Origin of the sequence: Microbacterium sp. STF-2, assembly GCF_034650155.1 — a bacterium.
Classification (GTDB): Bacteria; Actinomycetota; Actinomycetes; order Actinomycetales; family Microbacteriaceae; genus Microbacterium; species Microbacterium maritypicum_A.
Genome location: NZ_JARKMW010000001.1, coordinates 1,045,373 through 1,069,486, shown reverse-complemented (window position 1 = coordinate 1,069,486; position 24,114 = coordinate 1,045,373). Strand labels below are relative to the sequence as shown.

Genomic DNA, 24,114 nt, shown 5'->3' with positions numbered 1-24,114 from the left:
TCGGGGAGAGACGAACGCGACGGCGCGGAGAGCCACTTCTATGCGAGTGCGACCGTCGACAAGATGGGTGCCCGAGTGCGGTCAATCGAGATACGCGGCGAGCGAGTCCAGCATAGGGGAGGGGGAGAAGCCCGTCGCGCTGATCCGGTCGAGGTTCAGCACGCTGTTGCTCGGACGGGGAGCGATCGGACCGGAGGCCGAGGAGAAGTACTCCTCGGTGCTGACTCCTGTCACGCGGGCGGCATCGTGTCCGGTGGACGTGAAGACGGTCTTGGCCAGCTCGGCCCAGGTCATCGGCGAGCCGGTTCCGGTGAGGTTGTAGACGCCGTACTCCGGACGAACGGACAGAAGGTGCTGCACCCCTGCCGCGATGTCCGCGGTGAAGGTGAGGCGTCCGGTCTGGTCGTCGACGACCTTCGGGTCGATGCCGCGCTCGGCGAGCGAAGCCATCGTCCGGACGAAGTTCTTCCCCTCGCCGATCACCCACGACGTGCGGATGATGTAGTGCTGCGGAACGGTGGAGACCAGAGCATCGCCGGCGGCCTTCGTCTGCCCGTACACGCCGAGCGGGCGCACGGCGTCGGTTTCGGCGTACTCGCCGGCCTTGGTGCCGTCGAAGACATAGTCGCTCGACACGTGCACGAGAGTGATGGCGTTCTCCGCAGCGATCTTCGCCAATGTTGCGACTCCGGTGACATTGGCAGCCCACGCATCTGCGCGTCCCTCGGGCGTCTCGGCCGTGTCGACCGCGGTATACGCCGCAGCATTGACGATCGTCGCGTAGTCACGCCAATGGCGAGCAGAAGAGAAGGAGGGGTCTGCGAGATCGAGCTCATCGCGCCCTGCGTACTCGTATTCCGGGGCATCGCCGAAGAGTTCTCGCAAGGCGCGTCCCAGCTGACCGTTGGCGCCGATCACGAGCGTCTTCTTCGGCGGAATCGGAGTGACGTCGGCAAGTCGCGGGTGGGCGAGGTCCTTCGCGGAGATCTCGACCTCGGACAACGGGATCGGCCATTCGATCGACGCGGTGTCATCGGCGAGGTTCAGGAATGAGTACTCCGCATCAGCGGACCAGTGGTCGTTCACCAGGTACACGTACGCGGTGTCTGCCTCGAGCGTCTGATATGCGTTGCCGACGCCGCGGGGCACGAAGATCGCCCGAGACGGGTCGATCTCCGCGGTGAAGACGCGACCGAACGTCGGGCCCTCTCGCAGGTCGACCCAGGCGCCGAAGATGCGTCCCGTCGCCACCGACACCCATTTGTCCCACGGCTCTGCGTGGATGCCGCGCGTCGTTCCGATCGCGTCGTTGAAGGAGATGTTGTTCTGCACCGGCCCGAAGTCCGGCAGCCCGGCCGCGATCATCTTCTCGCGTTGCCAGTTCTCCTTGAACCAGCCGCGGGAGTCCCCGTGAACAGGGAGGTCGGCGAGGAGCAGCCCGGGGATGTTGGTCTCTGTGACCGTGAGTGCCTTGCCGAACTCCGTCATCACTGCCCCTTCGACGCGTAGAACGACTCTGTGGCGTCCTTGGAAGGCGCCCACCAGGCCTCGTTGTCGCGGTACCACGCGATAGTCGATGCGAGCCCGGACTCGAAGTCGCCGAAGGTCGGCGTCCAGCCCAGCTCGGTGCGGAGCTTGGTCGAATCGATCGCATATCGCAGGTCGTGGCCCGCTCGATCTGTCACGTGGTCGTAGGCGTCCGCCGGCTGACCCATCTCGGTGAGGATCAGCTCGACGACGGACTTGTTGTCCTTCTCGCCGTCAGCGCCGATCAGATAGGTTTCACCGATTTCGCCCTTGCCGAGGATGGTGAGCACGGCGGAGGAGTGATCGTCTGCGTGGATCCAGTCTCGGACGTTAAGGCCAGCGCCGTACAACTTGGGCCGGATGCCGCGGATCACGTTCGTGATCTGACGCGGGATGAACTTCTCGACGTGCTGGTACGGACCGTAGTTGTTCGAGCAGTTCGAGATGGTCGCCCGCACCCCGAACGAGCGCACCCAGGCGCGGACGAGAAGATCGCTACCGGCTTTGGTGGAGGAGTACGGGGACGACGGGTTGTACGGCGTCTGCTCGGTGAAGCGCTCGGGATCGTCGAGCTCGAGATCTCCGTACACCTCGTCGGTCGAGATGTGGTGGAACCGGCGGTCATGGCGTCGCGCGGCCTCGAGCAGCGTATAGGTGCCAATGATGTTCGTGTCGAGGAAAGGGCGCGGATCGTGCAGGGAGTTGTCGTTGTGGGACTCGGCCGCATAGTGCACGACTGAATCGACATCGGCGAAAAGGCTGTCGACCAGCTTCGCGTCGGCGATGTCCCCCTCCACGAAGCGCACGCGGTCGCCGGGGAGTCCGTCGAGCGACGCTCGGTTTCCCGCATACGTGAGCTTGTCGAGCACGGTGACGTGGGCATCGGTGTTCTCGATGACGTGGTGCACGAAGTTGGAACCGATGAAGCCGGCGCCGCCGGTGACGAGCAGTTTCTGCATGACCATCAGCGTACCGGGTGGGGGTGCGGAGGATTCGGGGCGTTTGTTCAGGTGACCGCGATCAGGGAGACTGGTGTTCATGCGTGGCATCATTCTCGCCGGCGGCACAGGCTCCCGGCTCCACCCGATCACCCTCGGCGTCTCGAAGCAGTTGGTTCCGGTGTACGACAAGCCGATGATCTACTACCCGCTGTCGACCCTGATCCTCGCGGGCATCCGCGACATTCTGATGATCACGACGCCACATGATGCGGAGTCGTTCCAGCGGCTGCTCGGCGACGGCTCGAAGTTCGGGGTCTCGATCACGTACAAGACGCAGCCGTCTCCGGACGGCCTCGCTCAGGCCTTCATCCTCGGCGAGGAGCACATCGGAGACGAACCGGTGGCGCTCGTCCTGGGGGACAACATCTTCTACGGCCAGGGCATGGGCACACAGCTGCGCCAGTACACCGAGCTCGAGGGTGGCGTGGTCTTCGGCTACTGGGTCAACGATGCCACCGCGTACGGAGTCGTCGAGTTCGACCGCGAAGGCAAAGTGGTGTCACTCGAAGAGAAGCCTGCGCAGCCCAAGAGCAACTACGCGGTACCTGGCCTCTACTTCTACGACAACGAGGTCATCGAGATCGCCAAGGCGCTCAAGCCCTCGCCCCGCGGTGAACTCGAGATCACCGACATCAACCGCGAGTACCTCGACCGCGGCAAGCTCAAAGTGCAGGTTCTCACCCGCGGAACAGCGTGGCTCGACACCGGAACTTTCGACTCGTTGGCGGAGGCTACCGACTTCATCCGCACCGTGGAGAAGCGGCAGGGCCTCTCGATCGGCTGCCCGGAGGAGGTCGCCTGGCGCATGGGCTTCCTCACCGACGACGAGCTGCGAGAGCGTGCCGAGCCGCTTCGCAAGAGCGGCTACGGAGAGTACCTTCTCAAAGCACTGCAGCAGGGAGGCCGCTGAGTGATGCCGAACGGCGCCCTCCCGGCCCCGCGGAGAGCCGTCGTCTACGCTCTCGCCGGTGATTCGCGAAGCCTGGAACCGACGGCGTCCACAGCCCTCGCCACGCTTTCGGCGCACGCGACCAGGGTGGTCGTGACGGTGCCGGCCTCGGTCAGCGATGCGGAGTCGCGTCTCGCCCACCTCGATGTGCAGCTCGTCCCCGTCGACACCGAGCGCTTCACCCCGACGAACTACCGGGATGCGCTTGATGTTCTCAAGCCGCTGCACGGGGAGATCGATGAGATCGTGCTCACCGGCGACGGTTGGTTCGGCCCTCTCGATTCCTTCGATGCGATGCTCGAGCGCATGGATGCGATTCCTGGTGACGGATGGCAGGCCTCCGAGATCATGGGAGACCTCGACGCTTCGTTCCCAGAACAGGGGCATCCGCTCGTGGCCATGCCGTGGGCCTGGTTCGTCGCACGTCGCTCTCTTTTCGAGAGTGCGGCGTGGTCGGCATTCTGGGACGAGGCGCATCGTATCCCGAATCCCGTCGAGTCGGAGCGGGTCATCGCTCCCAGGCTTGCTGCCGCGGGCCACCGCATCGAGTTCGCCTTCCCCGGGGATGCCTATCCGACGGGAAATGCACCCGCGCACGTCGCCGATCTCCTGATCGAAGACGGGTATCCCTTCCTCGACCGCGGCGTGTTCGCGTGGTATCCGTCTTATCTCGATCGGCACGGCATCATCGGCAGCGACATCCTCGATGTCGCGGAGACGCGTGGGTTGGACCGCGACGCGACGCTGAGCGCGCTCGCCCGCTCGGTCGCTCCGCGCACCCTGAATGCGAATGCGGGGCTCCTCGAGATCGCGTCGCAGAAGAGCGCCACGCCCCGCGCGGATACGAGCGGCCTCCGCGTCGCAGCCGTCGTCTATGCCCGTGACCTCCCGGCCTTCGAACAGCTCTGCGGGAAACTGGGTAACCTTCCCGCCGGGTTCGACCTGATCGTCACGACGACCGACGGGCGTAAGGCCGCGCGTATCGAGCGCTTCGTCGAGTCTCGGGACCTGGGCAATGCCGGACTCGACGTCCGCGTGACTCCCTCGCGCAAGGGGCGCGACATGGCCGACTTCTTCGTGGGATGCCACGACCTGCTCCTCGAACGCGAATACGACGTGCTCGTCAAGGTGCATGCCCGCAAACACGTCAAGAAGACGCTGAACATCGTGCGGTACTTCACTCGGTACCAGACCGAGAACCTCCTCGCATCGCCGGAGTACGTGCAGAATCTGCTCGGTGAGTTCGCTGCGAAGCCTCACCTCGGTGTCCTCTTCCCGCCGACGATGCACATCGGGTACTCCATCCTCGGTTCCGGCTGGGGGGGTGGGCGCTATCGCATCACCGCCGCGCGACTGGCCCGCAGACTCGGAGTGCATGTGCCTCTCGAGACGATCTCTCCCCTCGCTCCTTATGGGGGGATGTGGATGTGTCGGCCCGAGGCTCTCGCGTCTCTCGCCGAGCTGCGTCTCAGCTACCGTGACTACACGTCGAGCGGCCCGGTCAAGGATCTCGCCCGCGTCCAGGAACGCCTGATCGCGCACGTCGCCGGTGCGGAGGGCTACTACGCCGAAACCGTGCTCACTCCCGAGCATGCGGCGATCAGTCACACCGCGATCGACTACAAGGTGGATCAGCTCTTCTCGACGACACGCGGCTACCCCGTCGATGCGATCACGTTGATCCAGCGCGCGGGGAGGATGAGCGGGAGTGGCGCCTTCGGGCTCTCGCGCATGTATCTCAACATGAACCACCCCGTGCTCGCGGCGATCGCCAGCCCGGCATACAAGGCCGCCTACACCGCGATCTTCGTGGCCAAGTTCGGCCGTCGCGTGCTCCGATACGCGAAACGCCGCATCGACAACTACCGGGGAGGATTCTGATGAGAACCGCCGAACTCACCACCTTCCCGACGCGGGACGCCGCGCGCTTCCCCGATGGTGGGCGGCGCCTGCTCATCTATGTGGTCTATGACCGGCGCGGCGAAGTCGAAGACTACGTGCCGTACGCGTTGAAGGATCTTCGACGCTTCTGCGACACGATCCTCGTCATCTCCAACGGCGCCCTCGCGCCGGCAGGACGCGCGACGCTCGAGACCGTCGCAGACGAGGTGATCGAGCGTGACAATTCTGGGTTCGACATCTGGGGCTACAAGCACGGTCTCGACCACGTCGGCGAGGCGATCAGCGATTTCGACGAGGTCATCCTCGCCAACGACACCTGGTTCGGCCCTGTCCGGCCCTTCGACCCGGTGTTCGAACGCATGGATCGTCAGGAGCTCCATTTCTGGGGGATGACGGACCACGTCCGCGTCGAGCCGAACCCTTTCACGCACCGCGATTACCTCGCCTACCATCTCCAGTCGTATTGGCTGGTGGCTCGCAAAGAACTCGTCGCCAGCGTGGAATGGATCGACTACTGGGCCAACCTCCCGGCCATGAACGCCTACGAAGACGCGGTCGTCAAGCACGAGGCGATCTTCACCGAGCGCTTCACGTCGTACGGCTTCATCGGTGAGGTGGCGTTCCCCAGCATCACCGACAAGGTCGAGAACCACGCCGTGCTCTATGCCGAGCAGCTGCTCGACGCGGGGTGCCCGACGCTGAAGCGGCGTCCGTTCTTTCAGTGGCCGCCCTACCTGGACCGCCTCGCGGTGATCGGCAAATGGACTCTGGACGCCGCAGCGCGCTACGGGTACCCGATGGAGATCCTCATGCAGGATCTGGCGAGGAACGTCGAGCCGAGAACGCTGAACGCGGACGCCGCGCTGCTCGACGTGATCCCCGAACACGACACGAACTACGACAAGAATTCGCCGTTGCGCACATTGGCGATCGCCCACATCTACTACCCGGAGCTCGCACCGACGATGCTCGACGGGCTCGACCGGCTCCCTGGGGACTACGACCTGATCGTGACGACCGCGGACGAGGGGCGAGCGGAACAGATCCGCGCCACTCTCGCGACCCGCACTCCTCGCGGCGCAGTGGATGTACGAGTGGTCGAATCGAACGACGGACGAGACCAGAGCGCGTTCCTCATCACCTGCCGGGAGGAGCTGCTCAACGGCGGCTACGAGCTGGTCGTGAAGATCCACTCCAAGAAGACACCACAGGACGCGTTCAACCCCGGCCGGCTCTTCGCCCGGCAGCAGTTCGGAAACCTGTTGCCCAGCTCCGGCTATGTCGCCAACGTGGTCGCATTGTTCCAGCGCGAGCCGGGTCTGGGCCTCGCCTACCCGCCGATGGTGCACATCGGCTATGGGACCATGGGGCACGCGTGGTGGGATAACCGCGCGCGATTCGTCGAAGTCGCTTCCGACCTCGGCATCCGCGTTCCAACCGACCAGCTTTCGCCTCTCGCTCCGTTCGGGTCGATGTACTTCGCGCGCCCGCAGGCTCTCCGTCTCCTGCTCGAGCCGGAATGGAGTTTCGAGGACTTCGGAGGCACCGAGGAGTACAAGGACGGTGGTCACGCACACGTGCTCGAGCGGATGCCTTCGTATGCGGCGGGTGAGCTCGGATATCACACCAGGACGATCGCCACTCCGACGTACCTCGCGAGAAGCTATACGGCACTCGAGTACAATCTCGATCAGATGTCCAGCACCCTGATGGACACGACGATGCAGCAGATCGAGCGCATGCGCGCGGCCGGCGACTTCGGCGATGGGCGTCTGGAAGATTTCGCGTACATGTACGCGCGCATGAACAAACCCGAGCTCGAGCCGCGATTCCGCGCTGCCTTTGCGAGAGTCGCACCGTGGCGACGTCGTCTCGGCAGGCTGCGCCCCTCGCGAATCGTGCGCAGACTCTTGCCGAAGCCCGGCAGCAAGGGAGCATGAACGCATGACAGAGGCAACGCCGTCGGCGGCGAGCGCGAGGTTCGCGCGCATCGCCGAGATGCCCATGAGGAGCATCGGGGCAGTAGGTAAGGGGGCCTCGGGAGGTTTCCTCGGACCCTTCCGCGAACTCGTCGATCACCGAGAGATGCTCTCGCTTCTGGTCAAGCGCGACCTCAAGGCCCGATACAAGGACTCGGCTCTCGGGTTCCTGTGGGTGCTCGCACGGCCGCTCATGCAGCTCGCGATCTACTTCGTGGTGCTCGGCCACTTCCTGGGCGCTGCTCGCGGCATCCCCGATTTCGCCATCTACGTCTTCGCAGGTCTGACCGCGATGGGTCTCTTCCAGGAGATCCTCGTCGGCGGAACGGGATCGATCCTGGCCAACGCGGGACTCGTCAAGAAGGTCTACGTCCCGCGCGAGGTCTTCCCGCTCGCGAGCACGGGTGCCGCCTTGTTCAATTTCGGCGTTCAGCTGGTCGTGCTCGTGATCGCGACATTCGCCATCGGCAAGCCGCCTCTGCACGCAGGTCTCATCTATTTCCTTCCCGCGCTCGCCCTCATCGTCGTCTTCGGGCTCGCGCTGGCATTGTTCTGCGGCGCAGTCAACGTCTACCTCCGGGACACCCAGTACCTCGTCGACGTGATCACGATGCTGCTGTTCTGGGCCTCCCCGGTCGTGTATTCCTGGCAGATGGTGTCACAGCTCGTCACCGTCCCTTGGGTGATCGAGCTGTACACGGACAACCCCCTGACCCTTGCGGTACTCGGGTTCCAACGGGCGTTCTGGGTCTCCGGCGACGCCGTCGAATGGCCGGACAACCTCATGATCCGCATGCTCATCGCGTTGATCGTCGGCGTCGTGCTGCTCTTCGTCAGCCATCGTGTCTTCCTGCGCCTGCAGGGCAACTTCGCGCAGGAGCTTTGAAAATGACAGAAAGCACGACACACGTCTTCGATGTGCCCGCACCCGAGGTGATCCGGGTCGCCAACGTGTCCAAGCGCTTCACGGTGCGAAAGGACTCCTCGCTCAAAGAGCGAGTCGTCACCCTCGGTCGCGCCGGGAGACAGCATCGTCAGGATTTCTGGGGCTTGAGTGACGTCAGCCTCGGTATCAGCGCCGGCACGACGATCGGCCTGATCGGCCACAACGGTTCGGGCAAGAGCACACTGCTCAAGGTGCTGGGTGGCATCATCCAGCCGACAGAGGGAACCGTCGAGCAGCGCGGGCGCGTGGCCGCTCTTCTCGAGCTCGGCGCTGGCTTCCATCCCGACCTGACGGGCCGGGAGAACGTCTTCCTGAACGGTTCGGTTCTTGGCCTCAGCAGAGAAGAGGTGGAGGAGCAGTTCGCCGCGATCCTCGAGTTCTCCGGCGTCGGCGATTTCATCGACACACAGGTGAAGTTCTACTCCTCCGGCATGTATGTCCGGCTGGCGTTCGCGATCGCCGTGCACACGGACCCGGACATCCTGCTCGTCGATGAGGTGCTCGCCGTCGGCGATGAGCAGTTCCAGGAGAAGTGTCTCGCGAAGATCCGCGAGTTCCAGACCGAGGGCCGCACGATCATCATCGTGAGCCATGCCTTGGACCAGATCTCCTCGCTCTGCGACCGTGTCGTCGTCATGGACAAGGGCAAGCTCGTCTACGACGGGATCCCGGTGACGGCGATCGAGCGGTTCCGCGAACTTCTCGCGGAGAACGCCGTCGGACAGGCGCGACCGGATCAGATCTCCCGCGCACTCGAGATCCGCTCCATCGAGATCCTCGGGAAGAGCGGCACGGACATCGCCCAGCTCCGGGCGGGTGACGACGTCAACCTGCGCGTCGACGTCGAGATGCTTCGACCGATCGAGCGCTGGGCGATCGGGTTCAGCGTCGATTCGTCGCTGGGGCAGATCGCACTCGCATCGAACACCGACATGCTCGACATCGAGCTCGCGCCGCTCACGGCATCTCGCGACGTGTCGATCACCTTCACGACGGACGGGCTCAGCCCGGGGCATTACTCGATCAACGTGAACGCGTCGGGAATCAGCGAACCGACCTCGCACGGCCTGATGAACGGCGCGGAGTTCGAGATCCTGGGCGATGTTCTCTCCGTCGGTCCTGTGGCGACATCCGTGCGCATCACATGAATGCGGAGAAGACCCCGCGAGGCCCGCTGGTCTCGATCGTCGTGCCGGTCTACAACTCGGGCGTGCATCTGCTTCCGTGCGTCCGCTCTATCCTCGCGCAGACTCACGAGAACATCGAGGTCATCCTCATCGATGATGGGTCGACGGACGAATCCGGAGCACTCTGCGACGCATTGGCTCTGGAAGACCGCCGTGTCGTCGTGCGCCATCAGGCGAACGGCGGCATCGCCTCCGCGCAGAACGCGGGTGTCGATCTGGCGACGGGAGAATTCATCACCTTCTGCGACAACGATGACCTCATGGCGCCGCGCATGCTGGAGCGCCTCGTGGGCCTGATCGAGTCGACAGGCGCCGACATGAGTTGCTGTCGGTGGCGGAACATCGGGGCGAGCCAGGGAGAAGCCGAACTGGCCAAGCACAGCGATGACCCGTTCGGGACGTCGATCGTCTTCCACGACGCGGCCAGGGCCTACCAGACGGTGTTCTCCGTCGCCGTGCGTCGCCTCTTGCGAGTGGAGCTCAAGTACTTCAGCGAAGCGAACTGGGGGAAGCTCTACCGGTCGCACCTGTTCGAGGGGGTCCGGTTCCCTGATGGGCGCTACGCTCAGGATGTCGCCGTCGCGATGACGCTGTATGAACGTATGTCGAAGGTCGTGTCCTGCAGCGATGCGCTCTACTACTGGCTTCAGCGTGGAGACAGCGTGTCGCACGCGGTGAAGTCGACCCGCTACTACTCCGACATCGTCCATGCTCATCTGGCCTCTTTCGACACGGCGCTGCGCATGGGAATCACCCCGGCCCGGGCATATTCGGGTCTGAAGACCCTCCGCTTCGAACGCCGCAGCGCGACGACAGCGCGGGATCGCGCGATCTACTCCGAAGATGTCGCGGCGGTACGCGCGCGGCTGAAGCGGTTGAGCCTCGGGCAGCGGCTGCTGTGCGCGGTGCTGTATCTTCAGCGCGCGATCGAGGTGCAGATCTACAACAGGACAGTCCATCGGCGTCGCTGACGTCGACGGCATCGCTATTAGGATGGCTAACCGTGGCGAAAGTGAATGAACGAGTGTTGGTGATCGTTCCCGCGTGGAACGAGGAGAAGAACGTCGGCCACACTGTTGCGGAGATCCTCGATGCCGACGACCGATATGACGTGATCGTGGTGGATGACGGATCGACCGATGCCACGGTGGCGGTCGCCAAGGCCGCCGGAGCCACGGTGCTCCCGCTGCCGTTCAACCTCGGCGTCGGTGGAGCGATGAAGACGGGGTACACCTACGCCCAGCGGCACGGATATGAGCGCGCGATTCAGGTCGACGCGGACGGCCAGCACAATCCCGCGAACATCGCCGAGGTTCTCGGAGGCCTTGAGAAGGCAGACATCTCGATCGGCGCGCGGTTCGCAGAGGTCGGTGACTATGCGGTCCGCGGGCCTCGCAAGTGGGCGATGCTCTTCCTCGCCTCCGTGGTCTCACGAGTGGCAGGTACCAAGCTCACCGACGTCACCAGCGGTTTCCGCGCGGCCAACTCCCGTGCGATCGCGCAATACGTCCGCTACTACCCGGCAGAGTACTTGGGTGACACCATCGATTCGCTCGTCGCCGGCGCTCATGCCGGTCTCACGGTGACGCAGGTCCCCGTCGCCATGCGCCCGCGTGTGCACGGGCGTCCTTCGCAGGGTGCGATCGGTTCCACCATCTATCTGTTCCGTTCCGTGTTCGCACTCGGGCTCGCGCTGATGCGCGGACGTCGAAAGGCCACCGCATGATCGTCTACGTCGGTATCGCGTCGGCCCTGTTCATCCTGGCCATCATCGTCTGGATGCTCCTGAGCAAGCGCCTCCGCGAAAAGTACGCGGTGCTCTGGCTCATCATCGGCGTCGCGATGCTCATCCTCACGGTGTTCCCGGACCTGCTCTTCTGGCTGTCGAACGTCCTCGGAGTCCAGGTGCCGTCGAACCTGCTCTTCGTCGGTGCGATCGCCCTCCTCGTCGGTGTCACCCTTCACCAGTCATGGGAGCTCTCCACCGCAGAGGACGAAACGCGACGAGTGGCCGAAGAAGTCGCGATCCTGCGTGCGGAAGTCGACGCGCTCAGGGCCGAGGGCGCGACTGGCGGGAATCAGATCCGCGACTGACGCGGAACGTCGCGTCAGTCGGCCCCGTGATGATCGCCGGCTCCACCGTCTCTCCGCAGTGCCGCGTCATCACGGTGTGTCGACTCCGTGGCCTCGGCCGAAAGCCGCTCGCACCGGGTTCGCCTTCACGCGCGGGCGAGCTCCGGTTCTTCCATGACGCGCAGGACGGCGCGGTTTCGACTGCTCCAGGCGACCCACGCAAAGGTCGTCAGCGCGATGGCGAAGGCGAGAGAGCCGACGACCCAGACCGTCATGGGTGAGATCGGCGTATTCCACCACCATTCGGCATCGCGGTCGAGGTTCAAACCGGGGTTGTCGAGCCCAGTGATGTAGCGGCGCATATTGATGTTGAGCGCCAGGCTGTTGGCCACCGACAGACCGGCGACGACGATCATCAGCTGCACTCGGCTCATCGAGACGTTCGCTCGACGCAGGCCCACAAGGGCGATTCCGACGAACATGATCATCATCGGGTACACGTAGCGCGGCTGCACGCCGGTTCCGACCATTACCCCCTCCCGAACGAGGATGTACATCGGGACCACGATGAGACCAGCTGCCACTCCGGCCAGCGCGAGCCATTTGCGCGGAGTGCCTTTCTTGAAGCCCCAGAAGACCACTCCGGCCACCATCGACACCGACGTCACCCAGACAAGAGGCGGCATCGGCGTGTCGAACCAGCCGAGGCCCCAGGAGCCGAGGGCGCCGGCCCAGAGGAGGGGGAGCAGCTGCAGGTTACCGACGATCAGCTGGTAGAGGCTCTGCGCTCCGCGCTCCGTCTCGGCCGTGAGGACCCCGGACTGCCCACTGGTCAGGAACAGCGATGCCGCGATGATAACGAGGGCGACAGGCAGGAGGAGCTCGAGCAGGAACCGCTTGTCACGACGCCAGCCGAGCACGATGGCGACGGCAACGGCGAGGACACCGTACGCGGCCGAGTCGCTTCGCGCGCCAGCGCCGATGACCATCAACAGGACGGCCAATGCCGCGAGACCGATCTTCTTGCGCCCGGTCTGCACAAAGAAACCCCACGTTGCCAGCCACAACCCGCAGGCCTGGATGATCGACCAGGAACTCGGATTCACGCTGGGGATCAGGAAGACGCCGAGCGGCACCAGGGCGACCAGTGAGCCCCACACCACGAGGTGCCTCATTCGCCACGGCAAGAGGAAGAAGAGGGCCGTCAGGACGCCGACGAAGAGCAGAGCGTTGATGGAACGCATGAGGATGATGGACACCGAGAGGTCCGGTCCGACGAAGGTGGTCATGACCGCGTAGAAGACAGGCGGGTAGCCGTTGTCCAGCCAGTTACCGCGGGTGGTCGGCTCCATGTTCGTCTCGTCGAGCGGGCAAGTCGCCGCCTGGCCGGAGTGGAAGGCGAAGCAGGCAGCGGCTTTGACGACATCGCCAGGGAGCTCACGGGTCGTCGCATCCTCGGTCAGCTCGCACTGTCCATCGACGGGACCGGACGCGCACCAGATGCTGCCCATATGGTAGTCCTCGTCCGGGCTCGAACCCGGAGGGGAGGAGACTCCCCAGGCGAGCAACGCGACAAGCAGCGCGAGGGGGGCGAGAACTGCTGCAACGATCTGTCGAGTCCGGCGGGTCATCGCGGAGGGGCTCCTCGTTCAGGGAAGCGACGCTGCCGACGAGTTGTTTCGGTGGCACAGAAAGTCGCGGGTATTGTTGGGTGGTGCGTGTTTACCGTGTCCCATCATATCTGCGTGCCCGGCCGCCACTTGGATGCACCGCCGACGTTGCACGGGCGCCATCACCGGCAGGGTCTGTGCGATGACGCTCGCTGGTGACACGAGCGTGAGCGTTGTCATCCCGTCGTACAATTCGGCGCGATGGCTCCCGTCGACTCTCGACGCTCTGGCCGTCGCGGTACGCCAGGCCGATGCGGGCGTCGAGGTGATCGTCGTCGACGACGGCAGCGATGACGGGTCTGGCGGTGTCGTCGAGCGGCTGGCCGCCGATTTCCCCGGGGACCTCGTGGTGGTGCGCCAAGAGAACAGTGGACGCTTTCTCGCACGCTGGGCCGGGATCGAGCGGGCACGAGGGGAGCACATCCTCCTCCTGGATTCGCGCGTCATCATCGCACCGGGCGCACTCTCGTACCTTCTCTCCGCGGTCGCCGCCGATCCGAAGCCGGCCGGGTGGAACGCTCACGTCCACACCGACCCTGCCTCGCCTCTCGTCGGCCGATTCTGGGAGGTCCCGACATTCGTGTTCTGGGGTCGGTATCTGCGCGATCCTCGCCCGTATGACCTCACGCCCGCCACTTTCGACTCTGCGCCGAAGGGGACGGGCGCCTTCCTCGCCCGGAAGGAAGTCCTCGTCGCGGCGTTCACGCAGGCTTGGCCCGAGGGCGATGCCAAACTCATCTCCGATGACACCAAGATCCTGCGGTGGATAGCCCAAAACGGTGGAATCCGCCTCGATCCCGGCTTCTCTGCGACGTACCGTCCTCGGACCACAGTCGGCGGCTTCGTGCGGCATTCATTCGACCGGGGGACGCTGTTCGTCGACAGCTATGCGGGCACCTCGGCGGTCCGCTCGATCGTGCTGCTGCTCGCAGCGATCGGCCCGATCCTCGCGATCGCCGCGATCGTGTGGCTGGCCGTCGCCGGGAGCGGAGTCGTGGCTCTCGCCCTCGTCGCGGTCCTGGTGCTCCTCTTGCTCGCCCCACTCATCCCCGCGGCGATCAATCGATGCCCGCCGCAGGCCCTGCTGTCATACGTCACCTACATCCTGGTCTTCCTCGTCCCGTTCTGGAGCGGCCTCCTCCGAGGTATCGTCGTCCATCGTGGCGCCTTCCTCGATCGATCGAGATCCCAGGGACCCGTTGCCGGAAAGGCGCATCAATGATCATCTTCATCTACGGAACGACCGCCGAAGCGATCAAGATCGCCCCGGTCGTCCGCCGCTTGACCGACAAGGGGATCCCGGTGCAGCACTGGGTGACCCAGCAGCACACCGAGTCGCTGCGAAAGGCGATGCCCGAGCTGGGCTTCCCCGCGCCGACCGAAGTGATCGCCAACGGCTTCCGCGGCAAGCCCCTCAAGTCTCCGGTGCAGATGCTCGGGTGGATGTTCGACGTGGCCCGCTGGTCGGTCGGTAACATCCGCCGCATCCGCAAGACACTCCCTGCGGACTCGGTCGTCATCGTCCACGGTGACACCATGACGACGGTGCTCGGAACGTTCATCGGACGTCGACTCAAAGTGCCGGTCGCGCATGTCGAGGCCGGTCTGCGCTCCGGCAACTGGCGACACCCGTTCCCCGAGGAGCTCGACCGACGCATCGTCGGGCGCTTCGCCGATATCCACTACGTGCCCACTGAAGAGGCAGCGGAAAACCTCGCGAAGCAGCGCAATGTCGTGCTGACGCACGGGAACACGGCGAAGGATGCCGTGCGGGATGCGGCGGGGGACGCCGCCGCCGAGACGGAACCCTACGGCCTGGTCCTGCTGCACCGTTTCGAGTTCATCTCCAACGCGGCACTGGTGACCGAAACGCTGCAGACGTTGGATGCGAACACACCTTTGCCCTTGCGTCTCATCGTCGATGCATACTCGCGAGACGCGATCGAGCAGACGATCCGTGACCTCGGTCTGACGAAGTTCACGGTGATGCCCAAACTCGAGCACAGCCAGTTCGTCGCCGCACTGCGCTCGGCCAGCTTCGTCGTGACCGACTCCGGGGGAATCCAGCAGGAGGCCGCCGTGTTCGGCATTCCGACCCTCGTTCACCGTAAGGTGTCCGAGAGCCGTGAGGGTATCGGCACCAGCGCGGTCCTGTCGGGCTGGGAGCAGAAGGCCGTCGCCGATTTCCTGGCGAACGCAGACGACTATCGGGTCATCGACGTCGACCCGGGGGCATCGCCATCCGACATCATCGTGGCAGATCTCATCTCTCGCGGCCTCGCGAAGCCCGCGGTCTGAGCCCTAGGCGACGAGCGTGCGCCGGAGGCGCCGTGCGTTGCGCATGTCGATCGCGAAGAAGGCGACCAGCACGACCGTGCCGATCGCCGCGTAGGAGATCAGCATCGCGGTCAGGTTCGGGATCGTGAGAGTGAAGGCGATCCACTGTGCCACGGCGGCGGCGACGAGAAGGGCTGCTGCGCCTCGCGATGCCGAGCTGGTCATCTTGATCATCATTCCTTGAGCGGCGATCCAGGGGAGATACGCGAGCGCGGTCGGTACGAGCAGGTCCGCCGCCGGCGCGTAGTCGGGCTTGTAGATGAGGCCGATGATCCAGTCGCCGAGCACGAGGAACACCAGGATCATCACGATGCTCGTCGCAAGGGAGAGCCCGAGTGTGGCGAGCACTCCGATGCGGGAGAGCGCCGGGTTGTCGCGGTGCTTGACGAAGCGCGGGAGCAGATAGAGGGAGAGGGTCGAGGGCAGCAGGAACCCTGTCTTCACGAGCACGATGGCCGAGGCGTAGAAACCTGCCAGATCTTCGGGGGCACCGGCCCGGAGGAAGATCACATCGGAGCTCGTCAACCAGGCGAAGGCGACGCTGAGCACCACGATCGCGATCCCGGACGAGGTGAAGACGCCGTTCCGGGGCCGCGGCACTTTTCTCGCTGTCCAGACGCCGCCGACGACAGCGACGACGAGTGCCGCGAGAACCGCCCCCATGATCCCGCCGAGACCGGTACCGACGGAGATCGCCAGAACGGCGAAGAGCACGCGGGCCACCTGCGAGAAGGTGGACCACCAGACGGCCTGAGCGACCTTGCCCGATCCTTGCAGCAGTCCCATCGCGTCGGCGAAGACGAAGCTCAGTGGAATCGTCGCTGCGGCGGCCAGGATGACGAGGGGCGTGGTGTTGAGCGTCGATGCGAGCCACGGCGACAGGACCGCGACGACGGCGCCGCCTCCGAGTCCGAGGAAGATCGCATCGAGCGGCCAGTGCTGTTCTCGTCTGGGCGTGTCTTCCGACGCGGAGAGAGCATGAGCCGTCTGGACGGTGATGGTGCTCTGAAGGGATGCGCTGCCGATCGCCGCGACGTTCACGATCACGAGGAAGGCCGCGAGGAGGCCGAGATCTGCGGGGGAGATGAATCGAGCGCTGACGAGCTGGAACGCGAACGAGGCCACGATGCCGAGCACGCTGGCGACGCCCACAGCCATCAGGGCCTTCGCGTGAGTGCGAACGTGAGAGCGCATCCCCGGTGCCTCTGGACGCGGTTCGATCGCCGATTCGTTCTCAGCCATCTGCCGATACTCCTGACCTTGTTCGCGCGCTCATGCGGGCGCGACGCGTGGGCGCACCGGTATCTGCGCCGCCGCAATGATACTCGGCGGGTCTGGGCGCCGGCTGTCGGGCAGCGCGCTCACACAGGTTCCCGGGCGGGGGAGGGTAAGGTTCTTCTTTGTGACACCCTCTCCACACGTTGACCCTGCGGTGCCTGTCGCCGGCGGAACTCGGATAGCCGACAGTGCTGATGTCTCGCCGGATGCGGTCATCGGAATCGGAAGCTCGATCTGGCATCTGGCGCAGGTCCGAGAGAACGCGATCCTTGGAGAGAACTGCATCGTCGGACGCGGTGCGTACATCGGTACGGGCGTGCGCATGGGCGACAACTGCAAGGTCCAGAACTACGCGCTCGTCTACGAGCCGGCCGTGCTCGGTCACGGCGTGTTCATCGGACCTGCGGTGGTTCTCACGAACGACACGTATCCTCGCGCCGTCACCCCCGACGGCCAGCTGAAGTCCGCACACGACTGGGAACCCGTCGGCGTCGTCATCGGAGACGGCGCGTCCATCGGTGCGCGTGCGACCTGTGTGGCCCCGGTCACGATCGGCGCGTGGGCAACGGTCGCGGCCGGCGCTGTCGTCGTGAAAGACGTCCCCGATTTCGCGCTGGTCGTCGGAGTGCCGGCGCGTCGGGTCGGATGGGTCGGCAAGGCCGGCGTGCCCCTCACGGAAACCGAACCCGGCGTCTGGGTGTGCCCGACGACCGGCTCCCGCTATCTCGAGACGGATGGCGTTCTCGCATTGGAGGAACGATGACGGAATTCATCCCCGCGGCGAAGCCGCTGATCGGCGACGAGGAACGAGCGGCCGTCGACCGCGTGCTGCTGAGCGGCATGGTGGCTCAGGGGCCCGAAGTCGCGGCATTCGAAAGCGAGTTCTCCGACCACTTCGTGGAAGGGCTTCCCGTCATCGCGGTCAACTCTGGCACCTCGGGTCTGCACCTCGGCCTGCTCGCCGCCGGCGTCGGCCCGGGCGACGAGGTCATCGTCCCGTCCTTCACCTTTGCGGCCACCGCCAACGCGGTGGCGCTCACTGGGGCGACGCCCGTCTTCGCGGACATCGAGCCCGAGACGTTCACGCTGGACCCCGCCGCCGTCGACGCGGCGGTCACCGATCGCACCCGCGGCATCCTTCCCGTGCACCTCTACGGTCACCCCGCTCGTATGAATGAACTCGTCGAGATCGCCCAGAGACGCGGACTCGCGCTCTACGAAGATGCGGCACAGGCGCACGGCGCCGCGCTGAACGGTCGCCCAGTGGGCACGTTCGGCACGATGACGATGTTCTCGCTCTACCCGACGAAGAACATGACCAGCGGCGAGGGCGGCATGGTCGTGACCGCCGATGAGGAGACCGCGCGCCGTGTGCGGCTGCTGCGGAACCAGGGCATGGAACGTCAGTACGAGAACGAGCTGATCGGCTTCAATGCACGAATGACCGACATCCACGCCGCGATCGGGCGCGTGCAGTTGACGAAGGTCGATGCCTGGACCGAGACGCGTCGATCGAACGCCGCGTTCCTGGATGCCAACCTCGAGGGCGTCACCGTCCCCCCGATCGCCGAGGGCGCGAGGCACGTGTACCACCAGTACACGATCCGTGTCGAGGACGACCGGGACGGATTCGTGAAGGCGCTCAGGGAGGAGCACTCGATCGGCAGTGGGGTCTACTATCCGATTCCCAACCACCGGCTTCCCTCTCTCCAGCAGTACGCGCCCGGCCTCGACCTCCCGCAGACCGAGCGGGCGGCCCGCGAGGCGGTCTCGCTTCCGGTGCACCCCTCACTCTCGGCAGTCGACCTCGAACGGATCATCGCTGCGGTGAACGCTCTCGCCGGAGCCGGCAGCTGATGGCCGCGCTGAAGGCCGGTCTCCTCGGCGTGGGGTCCATGGGGCGCCATCACGCGCGCATCCTCCGCGACATCGAGGGCGTCGAACTCGTCGCGGTCGCAGATCCCGGTGGCGATCCGTATCGTGTCGCTGGCGGAATCCCGCTCCTCGCGAACGTCCAGGAGCTGATCGCCGCCGGTATCGACATCGCCGTCGTCGCCATCCCGACCAGGTTCCATGCTGAAGCCGCTCTCGCTCTCGCGGATGCGGGCGTGCACACGCTGGTAGAGAAGCCGATCGCGGACGACAGCGTCTCGGGGCACCGCGTGAGCGAGGAGTTCGAAGCACGCGGACTCGTCGGTGCCGTCGGCCACGTCGAACGCTTCAACCCTGCGCTCCAGCAGCTTCGTCGTCGACTCTCCGAGGGGGATGCAGGAGCGGTCTATCAGATCGCCACCCGGCGCCAGAGCACGTTCCCAGCCCGTATCGGCGATGTGGGTGTGGCCAAGGACCTGGGCACCCATGACATCGACCTCACGGCATGGGTCGCTCAGTCGGTGTACTCCTCGATCAGCGCACAGACCGCGTTCAAGAGCGGTCGGGAGTTCGAGGACATGATCGCGATGACGGGACGTCTCGAGAGCGGCATCATCACCAACCACCTCATCAACTGGCTCAGCCCCATGAAGGAGCGAGTCACTCTCGTGACGGGCGAGCGCGGCACCTTCGTCGCAGACACCGCCACCGGGGACCTCACGTTCCACGCGAATGGGACCGAGTTGTTCGAATGGGATTCGGTCTCCACGTTCCGCGGTGTGTCCGAAGGTGATGTGACGCGCTTCGCCTTCGCGAGGCGTGAACCGCTCCGCGCGGAGCTCGAGGCCTTCCGTGATGCTGTCCTCGGCCAGCCCAGCGAACTGTCGACGATGAGCGAGGCGGTCCACACCCTCGAGGTCGTCGAGTCCGCCCTCGAATCCGCGCGCGACGGCGGAAGGCTGGTGCGCATTGGGCGCGAGAAGCACTGATCTCCTCATCGTCGGCTCCGGCTTCTTCGGCCTGACGATCGCCGAGCGCGCCGCGAACGCCGGCCGCAAGGTCACGGTCATCGACCGTCGCTCTCACATCGGTGGCAACGCCTACAGCGAGGCCGAGCCGGAGACGGGCATCGAGGTGCATCGCTATGGAGCGCACCTCTTCCACACGTCGAACCCGACGGTGTGGGAGTACGCCAACCGCTTCACGTCGTTCACCAACTACGTGCACCGCGTCTACACGACCCACAAGGGCACTGTGTTTCCGATGCCGGTGAATCTCGGCACGATCAATCAATTCTTCCAGTCCGCATACACGCCCGACGAAGCGCGTGCGCTGATCAGGGAGCAGGCGGGGGAGTTCGATGCGAAGACCGCCGCCAACTTCGAGGAGAAGGGCATCGCTCTCGTGGGGCGCCCGTTGTTCGAGGCCTTCTTCCGCGACTACACGGCGAAGCAGTGGCAGACCGACCCGCAGAAGCTGTCCGGTGATATCGTCAGCCGCCTTCCCGTGCGCTACACCTACGACAACCGCTACTTCAATGACACGTGGGAGGGCCTCCCGACCGACGGCTACACCGCGTGGCTCGAGCGGATGGCAGATCATCCGAACATCGACGTGCAGCTGGATGTGGACTACTTCGACGAGTCCCAGCCGTTCAACAAGAAGGACACGGTCGGACAGGTTCCCATCGTGTACACCGGTCCCGTCGATCGCTATTTCGACTATACGGAAGGCGCGCTGAGCTGGCGGACCTTGGACTTCGAACAGGAGGTCCTCGACGTCGGGGACTTCCAGGGCACGAGCGTCATGAACTATCCCGACATGGATGTGCCCTACACCCGCATCCACGAGTTCAAGCACTTCCACCCGGAGCGCAGGGACGTCTACGACTCGGACCGCACGGTGATCATGCGGGAGTTCTCTCGGTTCGCTGAACGCGGGGATGAGCCCTACTACCCCGTGAACACCGCCGCGGACCGTGGCGGTCTCCTGGCCTACCGAGAGCTCGCTCGGGGCGAGACAGATGTCCACTTCGGCGGGCGTCTGGGGACCTACCAGTACCTCGACATGCACATGGCCATCGGCTCGGCGCTGTCGATGTGGAACAACAGTCTCTCGTAGACTCGACATCGTGAGTCACGCTGCTGTCGGGGCGCCCGGGACGCCCCGGCGATATCTGCATTCGTTGTGGCTGTTGTCGTCCCGCGACCTGAAGGTCCGCTATTCGACCAGCCTCCTCGGCTATCTCTGGTCGGTGCTCGATCCCCTCGTCATGAGCGCGATCTACTGGTTCGTGTTCACCCAGGTCTTCAAGCGCGACGTCGGTGAAGAGCCCTACATCATCTTCCTGATCAGCGCATTGCTGCCCTGGGTGTGGTTCAACGCCTCGGTCTCGGACTTCACCCGTGCATTCAAGAAAGACGCGCGGCTGGTGCGATCGACCGCCATCCCGCGCTCCATCTGGGTGAATCGCATTGTGCTCAGCAAGGGCATCGAGTACCTGTTCTCGCTGCCGGTGCTCGTGCTGTTCATCGTCGTCAACCTGTTCGTCGAGCTCGACCCGGGACGAACCGTGCATGTCGGCTGGGGCATCCTGTGGATGCCCGTGGCGATGATTCTGCAGACCATCCTCCTGGTCGGCCTGGGCCTGCTCGTCGCCCCGCTCTGCGTGCTCTTCGTCGACCTCGAACGCACGACGGCGCTGATCTTGCGGGCGATGTTCTACGCCACGCCGATCATCTACAACGTCACCGATCTTCCCGGCATCTTCCAGACCCTCGGAGCTTTCAACCCCCTCGCGGGCATCATGATGCTCTATCGCATGCCGTTCTTCCCTGATCAGTGGAATCCGTTCACTCTGACGATCAGCGTCGTCATGAGTCTGTTGGTCCTCGGACTGGGCATCTGGACATTCCGGAGCCTGGAACGACCCGTCCTGAAGGAGCTGTGATGGGCGCGGCCATCGAAGTGCGGGGGCTCGGCGTCCACTTCCGTCGTAACAGACGCGGAAACCGCAGTTTCAAGGATCTCTTCGCCGGGGCATCGCGTCGCTCCCGTCCGGGTGAGTTCTGGGCGCTGCGCGATGTCTCCTTCTCGGTGCAACCCGGGGAGTCCATCGGCGTCGTCGGGCGCAACGGTCAGGGCAAGTCGACCCTTCTCCGCCTGGTCGCGAAGGTGCTGCTGCCCGACGAGGGGACGGTTGCCGTCAACGGCGGCGTGGCTCCCCTCATCGAGATCACCGGAGGATTCGTCGGGGATCTCACGGTGCGAGAGAACGTCCGTCTCACCTCCGGCCTCCACGGCATGTCACGCGACGAGGTCACCCGCCGCTACGACGGCATCATCGAGTTCGCCGAGCTCGCCGGATTCGAGGACACCCCGTACAAGCACCTGTCGAACGGGATGAAGGTGCGGCTCGCGTTCGCCGTCGTGTCGCAGCTCGACGAACCCATCCTGCTCGTCGATGAGGTGCTGGCGGTCGGGGACAAGGCCTTCCGTGAGAAGTGCTACACCCGGATCGACGAGCTGCTGGCCGAGGGGCGCACGCTCTTCTTCGTGAGTCACAACGAGCGCGACCTCCGGCGTTTCTGCACTCGAGGGCTGTACCTCGACAAGGGTGCGCTGGTCCTGGACGCACCGATCACCGAGGTGCTCGACAGGTACAACGCCGACTACAACTCCTAGTCGTGGCTCGGGGCGCGTGTGGTCAGAGCCCCACGAGGCTCTGAAGATCCTGAACGGCCGCGCGAGCGGCATCCACGGAATCGGCCGTGTCGGACTCCGAGAGGATGGCAGCTCGAAGCTCCGTGAGGCGCTGCGAATAAGCCATGACGCCATCACGCCACTTCTGGTCGATCGACGAGGGCGGCGGCGCGTCGGATAGGCGACGTGCGTCCTGCTGCAGGGAGTCCACGACGGCAAGGGCGTCGTCAGGGTTCGACTCGGAGACGATGTCGAGGCCCTGCGGTGCATCCGACAGCCAGCCCCCGACCTGCTCGCGGAAGGTGTCGACGGTCGGATCGGCCGGAGATGGAGGTGTGGTCTGCGGTGTCGGCTCCTCTGCGGGCGACGACGGTGACGCGGTCGCTGTCGGGCGGGGAGAATCACTCGCCCTCGGTTCCAGAGACCCGCCGTGGGGGAGGAGGAAGAACACCAGCGCGCCGAGGATAGCGAGCCCGGCGATCGCGAGGCCGACGATCAGCCAGATTCGGCCCCTGTTCCTCGGCTTCGGTTCGATCGGTGCCCACCGGAGCTCGGGGGACGGCTCACTCATGAGGCGTCTTCCAGCGCGGGCATGGGCTTCCAGGAGCGGTCGCGGCTGATCTTGCGGCCTTCCTTGAGCCCGCGGAACAGGTTGCTCGTGCCGCGAACGGTGCGCTCGACGAAGAAGAGGCGGATGAGTTCCTTCGCGAAGGTCATCCCGGTGCCGAGTCCGAACAGCACGGGGTTGTAGTTGTCGTGCACACGGTAGTAGTGCTTGATGTAGGCGCGATTGCGCATGATGTAGAAGCGGTAGGCGTTGCTCGAGGCGTTCATGTGGCGGATGCCCATGTCCCACTGCTTGATCTCGCGTGTGCGGCGCAGCACGAACTCGTCGACGATGACGGCCGTGGTCTTTCGCGAGGCCAGCCACCCGTACATCTGGTCATCCCAGTAGATGAAGAAGCGGTGGTCGGGCAGGCCGATCTGCTTCACGACCGATCGGTGGATGAACATGCCTTCGAAGCAACCGCTGTTCATCTCCTTGAAGCCGGAGTCGTCGAAGCCCGAGGGAGCGAAAGGGATCGGGATGCCCATGCGCTCCGCGATGCGGTACTGCCAGTAGAACTCGCTGCCGTCGTAGTCGTAGCGGCGACCCTGGATGCTCTTGAAACGAGGGGCCCACTTGCCCATCTTCGCGAGACCGTCAGGAACGACCTCGACATCGTCGTCCATCATCCAGATCCACTCGGATCCGAGCTCATACGCGGTGCGCATGCCCTCGCTGAACCCGCCGGAGCCTCCCGTGTTCGTCTCCAAGCGGCGATACACCACCTCGGTGCCGATGGTGTCGCGGAAGGATTCGACCACGTCGGTCGTGTCGTCGGAGGAGGCATTGTCGATGATCACGACGCGCCCGGGTTTCGGGTCCATCGCCGTGATGCTGGTGAGAAGTCCGGTGAGCAGATGCGATCTGTTGAAGGTGACGACGACGATCGTCGCCGCTTTCGGATCGAATGCAGCGGGCGCCGCGGTCATACCTTCTCCTCGAAGATCGATGGCAGTTCAGGGGGCTGAGGGCTCCGTCACCACGTGTCACCGTCGGGGACGATGCGGGACATGACGAGCAGTGAGTAGCCTACCGTCCGCTCCCTCGGGATCAGCGGAGAGGCTCACCTCGGCCGCAGAGAGAC

22 protein-coding genes are annotated in these 24,114 nt (G+C 64.9%); 16 read left to right on the top strand and 6 right to left on the bottom strand.

The genetic code is table 11. The features are described 5' to 3' along the window. Positions 1–81: 81 nt before the first annotated feature. On the bottom strand, positions 82–1,488 hold the full coding sequence (locus MicroSTF_RS05120; RefSeq protein ID WP_029258290.1) for a sugar nucleotide-binding protein: 1,407 nt from the start codon (positions 1,486–1,488) through the stop codon (positions 82–84). Beyond that, positions 1,488–2,486 carry a dTDP-glucose 4,6-dehydratase gene (gene rfbB / locus MicroSTF_RS05115; RefSeq protein WP_029258289.1) on the bottom strand — a complete coding sequence of 333 codons (999 nt, stop codon included), beginning with the start codon at positions 2,484–2,486 and terminating at the stop codon, positions 1,488–1,490. The genes MicroSTF_RS05120 and rfbB overlap by 1 nt, the downstream gene beginning before the upstream one ends. A gap of 79 nt (positions 2,487–2,565) precedes the next feature. Here rfbB and rfbA point away from each other — a divergent pair, with 79 nt between their 5' ends. Genes rfbA through MicroSTF_RS05075 form a run of 8 tightly spaced genes read left to right on the top strand, consistent with a single transcriptional unit; the run spans position 2,566 to position 11,585 of the window. After that, positions 2,566–3,438 (top strand): glucose-1-phosphate thymidylyltransferase RfbA, encoded by an 873-nt coding sequence (gene rfbA / locus MicroSTF_RS05110; protein WP_029258288.1) that lies wholly within the window; start codon positions 2,566–2,568, stop codon positions 3,436–3,438. Between the two features lie 3 nt (positions 3,439–3,441). Beyond that, positions 3,442–5,358: a rhamnan synthesis F family protein gene (locus MicroSTF_RS05105; protein WP_136023855.1), complete on the top strand. Its 1,917-nt coding sequence runs from the start codon at positions 3,442–3,444 to the stop codon at positions 5,356–5,358. Further along, entirely contained in the window at positions 5,358–7,319 is a 1,962-nt protein-coding gene (locus MicroSTF_RS05100) for a rhamnan synthesis F family protein (protein ID WP_029266791.1), read from the top strand. The genes MicroSTF_RS05105 and MicroSTF_RS05100 overlap by 1 nt, the downstream gene beginning before the upstream one ends. Positions 7,320–7,323: 4 nt before the next feature. Continuing rightward, complete coding sequence (locus MicroSTF_RS05095) at positions 7,324–8,244, top strand: ABC transporter permease (RefSeq protein WP_029258285.1); 921 nt, start codon at positions 7,324–7,326, stop codon at positions 8,242–8,244. A gap of 2 nt (positions 8,245–8,246) precedes the next feature. Continuing rightward, positions 8,247–9,452 carry an ABC transporter ATP-binding protein gene (locus MicroSTF_RS05090; RefSeq protein ID WP_029258284.1) on the top strand — a complete coding sequence of 402 codons (1,206 nt, stop codon included), beginning with the start codon at positions 8,247–8,249 and terminating at the stop codon, positions 9,450–9,452. Further along, positions 9,449–10,462, top strand: a complete 1,014-nt coding sequence (locus tag MicroSTF_RS05085) for a glycosyltransferase family 2 protein (RefSeq protein ID WP_029258283.1) — start codon at positions 9,449–9,451, stop codon at positions 10,460–10,462. Before MicroSTF_RS05090 ends, MicroSTF_RS05085 begins: the two co-directional genes overlap by 4 nt. Before the next feature lie 32 nt (positions 10,463–10,494). Continuing rightward, complete coding sequence (locus MicroSTF_RS05080) at positions 10,495–11,217, top strand: glycosyltransferase family 2 protein (protein ID WP_231479881.1); 723 nt, start codon at positions 10,495–10,497, stop codon at positions 11,215–11,217. After that, a complete protein-coding gene (locus tag MicroSTF_RS05075; protein ID WP_029258281.1) occupies positions 11,214–11,585 on the top strand; it encodes a DUF2304 domain-containing protein in 372 nt (123 codons plus the stop codon). Before MicroSTF_RS05080 ends, MicroSTF_RS05075 begins: the two co-directional genes overlap by 4 nt. 125 nt (positions 11,586–11,710) lie before the next feature. Here MicroSTF_RS05075 and MicroSTF_RS05070 read toward each other — a convergent pair whose 3' ends face one another. Then, the gene (locus tag MicroSTF_RS05070) at positions 11,711–13,195 is read right to left on the bottom strand and encodes a DUF2142 domain-containing protein (protein WP_029258280.1); all 1,485 of its coding nucleotides are present in this window, start codon (positions 13,193–13,195) and stop codon (positions 11,711–11,713) included. Between the two features lie 181 nt (positions 13,196–13,376). Here MicroSTF_RS05070 and MicroSTF_RS05065 point away from each other — a divergent pair, with 181 nt between their 5' ends. Together MicroSTF_RS05065 and MicroSTF_RS05060 are read left to right on the top strand one after the other, a co-directional pair. Then, positions 13,377–14,456 carry a glycosyltransferase gene (locus MicroSTF_RS05065; protein ID WP_051670920.1) on the top strand — a complete coding sequence of 360 codons (1,080 nt, stop codon included), beginning with the start codon at positions 13,377–13,379 and terminating at the stop codon, positions 14,454–14,456. Next, entirely contained in the window at positions 14,453–15,532 is a 1,080-nt protein-coding gene (locus MicroSTF_RS05060; protein WP_029258278.1) for a UDP-N-acetylglucosamine 2-epimerase, read from the top strand. The genes MicroSTF_RS05065 and MicroSTF_RS05060 overlap by 4 nt, the downstream gene beginning before the upstream one ends. A 3-nt stretch (positions 15,533–15,535) precedes the next feature. Here the strand turns inward: MicroSTF_RS05060 and MicroSTF_RS05055 are convergent, their stop codons facing one another. Continuing rightward, a complete protein-coding gene (locus MicroSTF_RS05055) occupies positions 15,536–16,813 on the bottom strand; it encodes a lipopolysaccharide biosynthesis protein (protein ID WP_051668007.1) in 1,278 nt (425 codons plus the stop codon). 160 nt (positions 16,814–16,973) lie between these two features. Between MicroSTF_RS05055 and MicroSTF_RS05050 the strand changes: the two genes are divergently transcribed. Genes MicroSTF_RS05050 through MicroSTF_RS05025 form a run of 6 tightly spaced genes read left to right on the top strand, consistent with a single transcriptional unit; the run spans position 16,974 to position 22,405 of the window. Continuing rightward, positions 16,974–17,612, top strand: coding sequence for an acyltransferase (locus tag MicroSTF_RS05050; RefSeq protein ID WP_231479882.1), 639 nt, complete (start codon positions 16,974–16,976; stop codon positions 17,610–17,612). After that, on the top strand, positions 17,609–18,706 hold the full coding sequence (locus MicroSTF_RS05045; protein ID WP_322954036.1) for a DegT/DnrJ/EryC1/StrS family aminotransferase: 1,098 nt from the start codon (positions 17,609–17,611) through the stop codon (positions 18,704–18,706). Before MicroSTF_RS05050 ends, MicroSTF_RS05045 begins: the two co-directional genes overlap by 4 nt. Beyond that, positions 18,706–19,710 (top strand): Gfo/Idh/MocA family protein, encoded by a 1,005-nt coding sequence (locus MicroSTF_RS05040; protein WP_029258274.1) that lies wholly within the window; start codon positions 18,706–18,708, stop codon positions 19,708–19,710. Before MicroSTF_RS05045 ends, MicroSTF_RS05040 begins: the two co-directional genes overlap by 1 nt. Beyond that, positions 19,691–20,842, top strand: a complete 1,152-nt coding sequence (glf, locus tag MicroSTF_RS05035) for a UDP-galactopyranose mutase (RefSeq protein WP_029258273.1) — start codon at positions 19,691–19,693, stop codon at positions 20,840–20,842. Before MicroSTF_RS05040 ends, glf begins: the two co-directional genes overlap by 20 nt. A gap of 10 nt (positions 20,843–20,852) precedes the next feature. Continuing rightward, entirely contained in the window at positions 20,853–21,671 is an 819-nt protein-coding gene (locus MicroSTF_RS05030; RefSeq protein ID WP_029258272.1) for an ABC transporter permease, read from the top strand. After that, positions 21,671–22,405 (top strand): ABC transporter ATP-binding protein, encoded by a 735-nt coding sequence (locus MicroSTF_RS05025; protein ID WP_029258271.1) that lies wholly within the window; start codon positions 21,671–21,673, stop codon positions 22,403–22,405. The genes MicroSTF_RS05030 and MicroSTF_RS05025 overlap by 1 nt, the downstream gene beginning before the upstream one ends. A gap of 22 nt (positions 22,406–22,427) precedes the next feature. Here the strand turns inward: MicroSTF_RS05025 and MicroSTF_RS05020 are convergent, their stop codons facing one another. Together MicroSTF_RS05020 and MicroSTF_RS05015 are read right to left on the bottom strand one after the other, a co-directional pair. Next, positions 22,428–22,994: a hypothetical protein gene (locus MicroSTF_RS05020; protein ID WP_096359578.1), complete on the bottom strand. Its 567-nt coding sequence runs from the start codon at positions 22,992–22,994 to the stop codon at positions 22,428–22,430. Continuing rightward, positions 22,991–23,959, bottom strand: a complete 969-nt coding sequence (locus tag MicroSTF_RS05015) for a glycosyltransferase family 2 protein (protein WP_029258269.1) — start codon at positions 23,957–23,959, stop codon at positions 22,991–22,993. The genes MicroSTF_RS05020 and MicroSTF_RS05015 overlap by 4 nt, the downstream gene beginning before the upstream one ends. Positions 23,960–24,114 lie beyond the last annotated feature (155 nt).